Annotated in this window: 9 protein-coding genes; 1 reads left to right on the top strand and 8 read right to left on the bottom strand. The window is 45.9% G+C overall.

The annotated features are described in order from the left end of the window. The first annotated feature begins 369 nt into the window (after positions 1-369). A complete protein-coding gene (locus JGK14_RS08270) occupies positions 370-3,045 on the top strand; it encodes a CHASE4 domain-containing protein (protein ID WP_293182823.1) in 2,676 nt (891 codons plus the stop codon). A gap of 147 nt (positions 3,046-3,192) precedes the next feature. On the opposite strand, the gene JGK14_RS08265 is transcribed toward JGK14_RS08270, so the two are convergent. The 8 genes from JGK14_RS08265 to JGK14_RS08230 form a co-directional block, all read right to left on the bottom strand. After that, positions 3,193-3,837, bottom strand: coding sequence for a fasciclin domain-containing protein (locus tag JGK14_RS08265; protein ID WP_293182825.1), 645 nt, complete (start codon positions 3,835-3,837; stop codon positions 3,193-3,195). Positions 3,838-4,006: 169 nt separating this feature from the next. Further along, the gene (locus JGK14_RS08260; RefSeq protein WP_293191333.1) at positions 4,007-4,789 is read right to left on the bottom strand and encodes an MBL fold metallo-hydrolase; all 783 of its coding nucleotides are present in this window, start codon (positions 4,787-4,789) and stop codon (positions 4,007-4,009) included. 253 nt (positions 4,790-5,042) lie between these two features. Further along, a complete protein-coding gene (locus JGK14_RS08255; RefSeq protein ID WP_293182829.1) occupies positions 5,043-5,630 on the bottom strand; it encodes an anthranilate synthase component II in 588 nt (195 codons plus the stop codon). 175 nt (positions 5,631-5,805) lie between these two features. Beyond that, entirely contained in the window at positions 5,806-6,315 is a 510-nt protein-coding gene (locus tag JGK14_RS08250; RefSeq protein ID WP_293182831.1) for a diacylglycerol kinase family protein, read from the bottom strand. Positions 6,316-6,476: 161 nt separating this feature from the next. Further along, entirely contained in the window at positions 6,477-7,001 is a 525-nt protein-coding gene (ybeY, locus tag JGK14_RS08245; protein WP_293182833.1) for an rRNA maturation RNase YbeY, read from the bottom strand. Between the two features lie 207 nt (positions 7,002-7,208). Further along, positions 7,209-7,427, bottom strand: coding sequence for a DUF3285 domain-containing protein (locus JGK14_RS08240; RefSeq protein WP_293148240.1), 219 nt, complete (start codon positions 7,425-7,427; stop codon positions 7,209-7,211). A gap of 90 nt (positions 7,428-7,517) precedes the next feature. Then, positions 7,518-8,315 (bottom strand): DUF4058 family protein, encoded by a 798-nt coding sequence (locus tag JGK14_RS08235; RefSeq protein ID WP_293182837.1) that lies wholly within the window; start codon positions 8,313-8,315, stop codon positions 7,518-7,520. 142 nt (positions 8,316-8,457) lie between these two features. Beyond that, a complete protein-coding gene (locus JGK14_RS08230; RefSeq protein WP_293182839.1) occupies positions 8,458-9,246 on the bottom strand; it encodes a DUF4058 family protein in 789 nt (262 codons plus the stop codon). Between the last annotated feature and the right edge of the window lie 50 nt (positions 9,247-9,296).

Raw genomic sequence — 9,296 nt, 5'->3', positions numbered from 1 at the left:
TCACTTTAGTTATACGTGAGCATATTTTTGCGAACCTTCAGAGTGATGCTATGGCCGAGAGTACATAGATAATGCTTTTTGTCAATGCGTAAGTCCTAGCTACGTTAAAAATCTAACACAAAGCCGTCCTAGAAGGACGGGGCTTTAAACCCAAGTTTTTGGTAAAGCGAAGCTAAAACCTATTTGTTCGGTACGAGTGCCTCAACCCAACCTAATTTCTAAGAGGCTTTTCCCGTTTGGCGAAAATCTTGTTTAACAAAAACCCAGGTCTCATCCCCATGCCTGAAGTTAGCGGATGTTAGTTGTATACTCCTTAACAAGGCAGCAGTAGAGTGCGTCACACAAGAAACTGGAAATATCCGAGAAAATGTGAGGCTACGGGGCACCCTACAATACTCCCTCTCGGGAGACTGGTGCAGCGCCAGCAGCCAGGATTCAGGAAACAGCAGTAAAATTGCTCCTGAGTTGAGAATTTCAGACGGACATCACACACTCGGCAAGATGAAACTGCGTCGGAAAACACTATCAATAGTTGGCATTACCATCGCTGGACTGACTGGCATTCTCTATGCAGCCTCCTCCAGCATCCTTTTGGGCAGCCTTGTCAAAGCAGAGGAACAAGAAGCCACACAGGTTGTCAAGGGAGTGCTCAGCGTGTTCGGGCAAACCGCAGACGACTTCAACTCGCGCTTTGCTGACTGGTCTGCGTGGGATGACACCTACACTTTTATCCAAAACCGCAACTCAGAATTCATTGCCTCGAATTTAGTTCCAGAAGGGCTGAATAATTTGAGAGTTCATCTAGCCATATTTGTCAATACTTCTGGCAAAATAGTTTACGGTACGGGTTTAGACAGCGACAAGATGAAACTAACGCCTGTTCCAGAAGCATTAAAAGAGCATATTTCTCTCAACGACCCGCTGTTGCAGCACCCCAACGCCAAAAGCAGCCTCGCTGGTGTCCTGCTGCTGCCCTCAGGGCCGATACTGATTACTTCCCGGCCAATTCTCACTACAAAAAGCACCGGCCCGATTCGGGGCACGCTGGTATTCGGGCGCAATTTCGATGCTGCGGGCATTGAGAAGCTTTCTAAAATTACTCGGTTGCCGCTGATTGTACACAGCGTTAATGAAGCTCATTTACCGGCTGACTTTCTGAAAGCGCGACACAAACTGTCGGGAAAAAAACCGATTTTTGTGCGTCCTGTCAGCGAAGATTTGATGGCAGGTTATGCTTTGATCCGGGATATTTACGATCGACCGGCGCTACTTCTACGGGTGGATATGCCCAGAGAAATCTACCGCCAAGGTCAAACCAGTTTAATGTACCTGCTGGTGTCTGTAGGGTTAGCGGGAATAGGATTTATCGGCTGCACTCTGCTGCTGATTGAGCGTTTGGTGCTGTCTCGGTTGAGCAGTTTGGCGAAAGCAGTTAACCGCGTCAGCAGCAGCCAAGACCTCTCGGTGCGACTGCCGGTCACGGGCGCAGACGAGTTGGCCGACCTTGCCCATACTATCAATGGAATGCTCGGGACGATCGCGATCGCCGAAAGCGAACAACTTGAGGAAAAAGCCCGCTACCAAGCCGTAGTCGAGCAAGCTACAGACTGCATTTTCCTGTGGGACGCTCAAACCAAACGCATTTTAGAAGCCAATACAGCCTTTAGAAACTTGCTCGATTACAGTCTTGATGCAATTTCGCAACTGAGTGTTTACGATATCGTCGCCTATTCCAAAGACCTAGTTGACCGAAATATCCTGTTCCTGCTAAGAGAGAAACAACTCAGAATTGGCGAAGTTCTCTACCGCCGCCGAGACGGTTCCTGCGTGGATGTGGAAGTAAGCGCCAGCCTGATTTCCTACGGCGGCCGCGAGATTATTTGCACTGTTATCCGCGACATTACCGAGCGCAAGCAAGCCGAAGCCGAACTCCGAGCCTCGGAAGAACGCTACAGACTTTTGTTTAAAAACAACCCCCATCCGATGTGGGTTTACGACTTAGAAACTCTGGAATTTATAGCCGTCAATCACGCTGCTGTAGAGCACTACGGGTACACTCGCCACGAATTTCTCAACATGACCGTTGCGGATATTCGTCCGCGCCAAGAACTGTCCAGATTGCTAGAAGATATATCCCAAGTAGATGCCGGAATTGATTTTGGGGGTGTGTGGCAGCACCAGACAAAAAACGGCACAATTATTGATGTAGAAATTACTTCTTATACCCTGATATTTGACAGCAGAAATGCTGAATTAGTGCTGGCTCACGACGTAACCGACCGCTTGCAAGCCGAGGCAGAACTTTACAAAGCCAAGGAAGCAGCAGAAGCAGCTAATTTCGCGAAAAGTCAGTTTTTGGCTAACATGAGCCACGAACTGCGAACTCCTCTGAATGCGATTATCGGTTACAGCGAGATTCTGCAAGAAGATGCTTTAGATATTGGCGAAGAAGACTTTGTGTCGGATTTGGAAAGAATTCACAATGCAGGCAACCATTTACTCGGATTGATTAATGATATTCTGGATTTGTCGAAGATTGAAGCAGGTCACGGGGAACTTGAATTAGAAACTTTTGACGTATTCGAGACAATTAAAGATGTAGTAAAAACTGTTGAGCCGTTATTTTTCCGAAACAACAATCGCCTGAATGTTGAATGCGATCCTAATATTGGCCAATTGCATTCCGATAAAACTAAGTTAACTCAAATTTTATTTAATTTGCTCAGCAATGCAGCGAAGTTTACTCAGCAAGGGATTGTTACACTCAGCGTTAAAAAAAATCAAAATGACGAGAATAGTTGGGATGTTGAAGAGTTAATTTTTAATTGTACTGATACGGGAATTGGGATGACTCCGGAACAGCTAGAAAAGTTATTTCAACCTTTTACGCAAGCTGATGCTTCGACTACCCGCAAGTACGGAGGTACGGGTTTGGGTTTGGCTATAGCGCAGAAATACTCTGAGATGCTGGGGGGAGAAATTACTGTTAATAGCGAGTTAGGCAAGGGGTCAACTTTTACTCTCATGTTGCCGACACTATTGTAATCTATCCCAATACGTTTGGATTACTGTGATATTAATAAATAAAGGTACGTTGTTGGGGTTGAGCCTCCTTTATACCTGTAGATCAAAGAGGGCTTAAGCCCAACAACGTACCTAATTTGAAATCATTTGAGACCCAAAATGCTCGTCCTACTTCGCATCAGCAGGGATCAAAACTTTGTCAATTACGTGAATAACGCCGTTGCTAGCTTTGATGTCAGCTTTCACAACATTAGCGCCGCTAACAGTAACTTTGCCTGCGGCAACTACCACCTTCAGCGAGCCGCCTTCCACACTTTTAACATCGCCGGATTTGAGGCTGGTAGATAAAACTGAACCAGAAACAACGTGGTAAGTCAAAACCTTAACAAGTTTGGCTTTATTTGCTGGTTTGAGCAAATCATCCAAAGTTGCTTTTGGCACAGCAGCAAATGCCGCGTCTGTCGGTGCAAAAACAGTGAAAGGCCCTTTTCCTTGGAGGGTTTTAACTAAATCTGCGGCTGTCAAGGCTTTAGTCAATGTCTTAAATTGAGCGTCGCCAGATGCAATAGCGACAATATCCTTAGTAGCGGCTGTTGGTGCTGGTGAAGTGGTTGATTTCGGTGAGGCTGTTGGTGCTGGTGAAGCAGCAATTTTCACATTTCCTGCAACTTGTTGAGTTGGTGTTGTATTGCTAACAGTTGTGCTGGAGTTGATGTGAGCCCAAGCGGGGAAACCAATCAACGCACTAGCGCCGATTACTCCTGCGAAACCTGTGAGTTGTTTCATCCAGCTAGGTAAATTTTGATTTTTCATTGTGCTTGCTTTTCCTTATGACAATAAAACGGTGAACGTGAATTGTTATGTTAGCCAAATTTCCGCAAAAGGTAAGGTTGCCAAAGGCACTCGGTAGAGATAAAATGAGCTGGGATTGTCGATCGACTAAAACTCCCTTACTATAGCGCAAGCTCAGGTAAAAAGAAGCTCAACCGCTAAATCTGTAACTCAAAACCTCAATCACCGAACCTGTTTGCGGTAAGTCAGCAGATTTGACCGAAATCGTGTCGTTATTCGATCGGCGTATCGATGTACCATCCATTAGGCCCAAGAATTCATCTAGCGATACTAAATCGCACGCAGCAGCATCGGCGGCTTGGGTTTTGAAGTGTGTGGGAATCACCATTTTCGGTTTGAGCAGTTGCACAGTTTGCTTCGCTTCCGCCGGAGTGTAAGCTTTCGGCCCTCCGCCCACGGGAATTAGCAAAATATCCGGCCGCCCGATTAAGATTTGTTCTTCAATGCCGATCGGGCCAGCGACTCCGCCCAAGTGTAAAATCTTAACACCGGCTTGCTGCCAGAGCCAAGCCACATTCACCCCAAACCGCCTTCCTCCCTCACGGTCTTTCTGCGTCCGAATCCCTTGAATCCTGAGCCCGTTAGACCTATAAGTGCCCGGTTCGTACAAAAGGCCGGGATTGCCCGAAAATCCGTCTACCGCCCCTTCATCAAGCAATCTGCTGCTAATCAGAATCAAATCTGTGGGGACTTTAGGAGAACGATAGCCTGCCGTACAGCCCAGGGGGCGAAAAGGATTCACCAGCACCCTCGCACCGCCACCGGCAAACAAGAAGCAAGTGTGCCCTAACCACTGAACCGACAAAGAACCAGCAGTTTGAGCTTGATAGCTTTCCCATCCAGATGGCAAACCAGTGAAGAAAGCCGCTAGCAAACCCGTCTGTGCGTAACTTATTAATTGTCGCCGTTTCATCTTTTTGGTTGCGGTTATCGGGTGTTGGTCGTTTGTTGTTATATCACAAAATGCCGCCAGGTGCGAAATGTGCGATCGAGTTTTCCCGTAAGGTTCCCATTGCCTACTCTACAAATCCAGAGAAACTCAACTCTCAACATAAGCAAATCCACTTGATTAAACGTAAAATACGGCTCGCATTCAAGCTGAGTGTGTATGTATGTCTTTCTTCCTTCTTCCTTCTTCCTTCTTCCTTCTTCCTTCTTCCTTCTTCTTAAAGCCGTTCCAAAAAATTCCGCAATAATTGCTTTCCCGAAGTAGTCAAAATACTTTCCGGATGAAACTGTACGCCTTCAATGTGTGGATATTCCCGATGACGCACGCCCATAATCGTGCCATCTTCCACCCAAGCCGTAACTTCCAAAACTTCTGGACAACTCTCTTTTTCAATTACCAAACTGTGATAGCGAGTTGCAATCATCGGCGATTCTACACCTACAAAAACTCCGACTCCTGCGTGTTCTACCTGAGAAGTTTTGCCGTGCATCAATATCGGTGCGGAAACAATTTTGCCACCGAATACTTGACCAATACTTTGATGTCCGAGACACACGCCTAAAATTGGTAGAGTCGGCCCCAATTCTTCGATCAATTTCAGAGAAATCCCCGCATCTTCCGGCCGCCCTGGGCCTGGAGAAATTACTACTGCTGCGGGTTGCAATCGGCGAATATCTTCTAAATAAATTTGATCGTTGCGGTAGACTTGGACTTCTTTTGCTACGGGCAACTCAGCACCGAGTTCTCCTAGATACTGTACCAAATTGTATGTAAAACTGTCGTAGTTATCGATGACTATAATCACGGGTTAAATTGGATTTTAGGTTTTAGATTTTAGATTGACTCGCTGCCTGAATGCAAGAGTTGGAATATTTTAGATAGATGCCCAAGATTAAAATAGCTCCAATATGTAGGAATAAAACCAAAAATCTCAAGTTGGTCATCTAAAACCTAAAATTTAGCTTGCCCAATCAAGTTTACTAACGGACGATCGCAATTTGAACAACTACCCATAACGGAGGAAGCAGCAGTGCAGCAGCGACAATCGCCGCAGCCATTGCGGATACCAGAACGGCTCCGGCAGCGCAGTCTTTGGCAATTTTGGCGAGTTCGTGGTAAGATTGCCCGACGGTTAAGTCTACCACTGATTCGATCGCCGTGTTCAACAATTCCATTGCTAAAACTATACCAATTGTGACGCCGATCACTGATATTTCTACAGGTTTGAGGTGCAAAAATAGTCCGAGTCCGATCGCCAAAGTTCCTATAACAGTGTGAATCCGAAAATTGCGCTGAGTTTCAAAAGCATAGGTTAGCCCACCCCAAGCATACCGAAAACTCGTAGCTAAACTAGATGCGATTTTCCAGGAAAGCTCTCGCTTGTATTTCAAGGCTTTTTTCGGCTCGTGGACTGTAGGCATGGCAGAATCTGGAGGCACGATCGCAAACGGTGGGATGTTTGATGAAATTGACGGTTGATCTAGTGGCATAAACAACCAACTTTAAGTTACAGAGATTAACGAAAGCTAGACTTTGAAAATTTCCTTCATCAAGTCTAGTTAACTTTCCTAAGTTTTTACTAAAGTTTTGGTATGATTTCAGAAAGTTATGTTTGGGTTGACATGATTGGTTAAGTCACCATCAACGTCAGTTATGCTGTTTGGATCTCAAGTCCGATCGCCCGCAGCAGTGTTTCTTGTCGATCGAGCATTTGAGTCAGACTTTCCTCATCCGGGTGATCCCAGCCCAAAAGATGCAAAAAACCGTGGGATGCGAGCCAAGCTAGTTCAGTCTTTAGGGAATGTCCTTGCTGCTGGGCTTGTCGCTTCGCTGTGTCGATCGAGATGATGATATCACCCAAGTATAGGGGTTCGGATGACTGCATTTCCTCTCTTTGAGGACAGTCTACCTCTAATGCGGCGAAAGCTAGTACATCGGTCGATCGATCTTGTTGGCGGTACTGGGCGTTGAGGGCTTGGATATCGGCATCGGCGGTTAAACGCAGACTGACTTCGTAGCCGGGGGCTTCTGGCACATCTGCTTGCTGGTTTTCTAGCCAAACGCTAAACCAATTTTCCCAGGTTTGGGCGGCAATCTCCCCGCTGGGTTGATTCTCCGGGAGGTTGTCAGCGTCGGCGAACCCATAACAGTCTTCGACGTTCACCTCAATTATCATTTTTTGGTTCTTTTGTCAAGGGATGTATTGAATTTTTTGATAAGTGAAAATTGGGCGGGCTAATCGACTTTTTGCTTTTAGCAGGAAGATTACAATAATCTGTTCAAGATTGCAATGGGTCGATCGCACGATCGGATCGAACCCCCCGGTATTTAACCCGCTTTCTAGTGCGTGAGTGTCTGTATCGACGCGGTTTCAATCGGTATTCTAAGAGTTGAAATAGCGATCGAGAAAAGCCAAACCGACGAGTACGCCCAAAAGTCCAGCCGCCGTCAAAGCAAAATGAAATAGAGAAGTCGCCCGCTTGCGAACCATATTCCGCATGGCTAGCTTGACATAACTCGGTGGAGGTGCATTGTTTGTCGGGGCGATCGGGGTTTCGGGGGCGGATTCTTCGGAGGTTGTTGGCGAGGGAGGTTGAGTCATAGCGGTTATTTTAGAAGGTTAACACCAGAGGCTGCGGAGGACAGACTCGCCACGATGTTAACAAATTTGTAACGTTTTGTGTAGATTTTTTTAGCTTTCGGATGGCAGGAGGCTGGTTTCGCGCAGCAGAGAATCGGCCCAAACAGCATCGGATTCTGAAAGTGCAGGGACTAACTGGGCCGTATAATCGAGGGTAATGTCATAGGCGGCGCGATCGTACACTGTATTCAACAGCGCCTGTAAATCTACCATTGGTTCCACATCGCCTGCGCGCAAAGGCAACGGAAAACAAGGGATCGCATCTGGTAGATTAAATAAGTATAAATCGGCGATCGGTCTTTCATTGCTCCGACTCACCAAAATTCTATAACTCGCTGCATTGTCATTGTCAAAAACCGGGAGAGGTTCCCAACCCCGCAACAAGTCAATCTCCACAAAATTAGTCCGACTTCCCAACACCTTATCCCGCTTTTCCTCATACATTTCACGCCCTTTTCCAGATGGTTTATTAGCGTGTAAAAGCACCTCAATTACTGTCACAACTTCCTTGGTCGCCATATCTATCACCTCCAAATATCCTTGTTTCACCTCCTCATACATCGCTAATCTTACTTTCAAAGGTTCAGTAGTTCGTGTGGCGACAGCTACATTAGATGTACTTGAATTTCTAGGAATCGGATTGTGCTGGATCGAAACATCAGGAATCCCAACTAACAGCGATTGTTCTCCCTTGATTTCATAAATTCGCTTTTCAATTGCCACTCGATACCTCGGCACCAGTTGGGGAACTAATGACTCTTGAAGCATACTAATCAGCGAATGATGAACTTCTGGCCAAAAGTCAGGGCTTTCTAAATAAGGATTCATCCCTGGAAATGGATTAGGCATTGATTTAACTCCTGTTGATTGACTTACTTAGGACTTATGCAGGGGTGGCTAGAAACCGGGTTTTTCCTTTGAATATCGATACACCATCCAGAAATTGCGAAAAACCCGGTTTCTTTGATTTTAATGCGAACTACCACTGTTATCAACCTCTCACTCCCATCTCCCGCAACCAAGCATCAGCCCAAACAGCATCCGGTTCGGCAAGCGGCGGCACGGGTTCGGCGGTATAATCGATTCTAAAATCATAGGCGGCGCGATCGTACACTATATTCAACAACGCCTGCAAATCTACGATCGGCTCAACATCACCTGCACGCAAAGGCAACGGAAAACAAGGAATTGTATCGGGTAAATTGAAAAGATACAAATCCCCCAAAGGCTTTTGATTTGCCCGACTCACCAAAATTCGATAACTTGCCTCAATCTCATTGCCAAAAACTGGTAGAGGTTGGTAACTTCGCAGCAAGTCAATCTCTACCAGATGACTGCAACTACCAAACACCTTTTCTCGCTTTTTTTCGTACATTTCGCGCCCTTTACCAGGACGTTTGTTGGCGGGTGACAGCACTTCAATTACCGTGACTACCTGTTTAGTTTCTATTTCGACTACCTGTAAATAAGTTTCTTTTAATTCCAGCGGTAAAGGTATTGTTACCTTCAAAGATTTGGCGGGTGGAGCGGCGACAGCAACATTAGAATCACTCTCGGTTCTTCGAGTCGGTGTCTGCTGTATTGTGACATCGGGAATGCCAATTAGTAAAGCATCTTCGCCACTGATTTGATAAATTCTTTGTTCGATATCTACTAAATATTTAGGCAGTAGTTGCGGAGTTAACCAATCGGCTATTGCCACTATCAACCTATTATGAACAGAACTCCAAAAGCCAGGACTTTCTAAATAAGGATTCATCCCCGGAAATGGATTAGCCATTGATTTAACTCCTGTTAACTTACCTAATTCTACTATTTTAGCTAATGAAT

It is taken from the genome of Microcoleus sp. PH2017_28_MFU_U_A (assembly GCF_020738035.1).
Lineage (GTDB): Bacteria > Cyanobacteriota > Cyanobacteriia > Cyanobacteriales > Microcoleaceae > Microcoleus.
This window is presented reverse-complemented; position numbering and strand designations above follow the sequence as displayed.

Excerpts from the sequence above, each read along its gene's own strand:
- JGK14_RS08240 (WP_293148240.1), bottom strand. The coding sequence starts at position 7,427 with ATGACTCAACCTCCCTCGCCAACAACCTCCGAAGAATCCGCCCCCGAA.
- JGK14_RS08230 (WP_293182839.1), bottom strand. The coding sequence starts at position 9,246 with ATGGCTAATCCATTTCCGGGGATGAATCCTTATTTAGAAAGTCCTGGC.
- JGK14_RS08265 (WP_293182825.1), bottom strand. The coding sequence starts at position 3,837 with ATGAAAAATCAAAATTTACCTAGCTGGATGAAACAACTCACAGGTTTC.
- JGK14_RS08235 (WP_293182837.1), bottom strand. The coding sequence starts at position 8,315 with ATGCCTAATCCATTTCCAGGGATGAATCCTTATTTAGAAAGCCCTGAC.
- JGK14_RS08260 (WP_293191333.1), bottom strand. The coding sequence starts at position 4,789 with ATGAAACGGCGACAATTAATAAGTTACGCACAGACGGGTTTGCTAGCG.
- JGK14_RS08250 (WP_293182831.1), bottom strand. The coding sequence starts at position 6,315 with ATGCCACTAGATCAACCGTCAATTTCATCAAACATCCCACCGTTTGCG.
- ybeY (WP_293182833.1), bottom strand. The coding sequence starts at position 7,001 with ATGATAATTGAGGTGAACGTCGAAGACTGTTATGGGTTCGCCGACGCT.